This window comes from Duganella radicis (assembly GCF_009720825.1).
Taxonomy (GTDB): Bacteria; Pseudomonadota; Gammaproteobacteria; order Burkholderiales; family Burkholderiaceae_D; genus Rugamonas; species Rugamonas radicis.
In genome coordinates this window covers 1-467 of the sequence record NZ_WNKY01000130.1, presented here as the reverse complement: position 1 = coordinate 467, position 467 = coordinate 1, and the positions used below count along the sequence as shown (strand labels likewise).

The following is a 467-nucleotide window of genomic DNA, read 5'->3' as shown; positions in this document are numbered from 1 at the left end:
GGCCTCCCCCGCCGCCACGCCGCCGCGCGCGGCCGGCGGCGGCCATTGGCACCTGTCGCTGCGCTTCAACGCGGACGTGCTGCGCCATGGCATGGACCCGCTCTCCTTCCTGCATTACCTGAGCACCTTCGGCCAGATCGTCCACTGCGCCGCCGTCACCGGCGCCCTGCCGCCGCTGCCCACGCTGGACCCGGAAAGCAGTTATTTCGGCTACGAGATCGGCTACCGCAGCGACGCCGACCACGCCACCATCGAGGGCGCCTTCGAGTTCGTGCGCGAGGACAGCAGCATCTGCCTGCTGCCGCCCGGCAGCGGCGGCGCTGAGTTCCGCCGCCTGATCGAGCTGCGCGCGGCGCAGGAGCACAGCTGCATTGACCAGTTGCTGATCCAGTGCGGCAGCCTGACGCCGGCCGCGCTGGAGGCGGCCATGGCGCCGGCCGAGCCGCCGGCGGCGCCAGCGGCGGCGG

The 467-nt window shown here is 73.4% G+C and carries 1 pseudogene; it reads left to right on the top strand.

Annotated elements, in window-relative coordinates:
* Positions 1–467: pseudogene (locus tag GM676_RS31720) on the top strand (chemotaxis protein CheA); the annotation flags it as partial.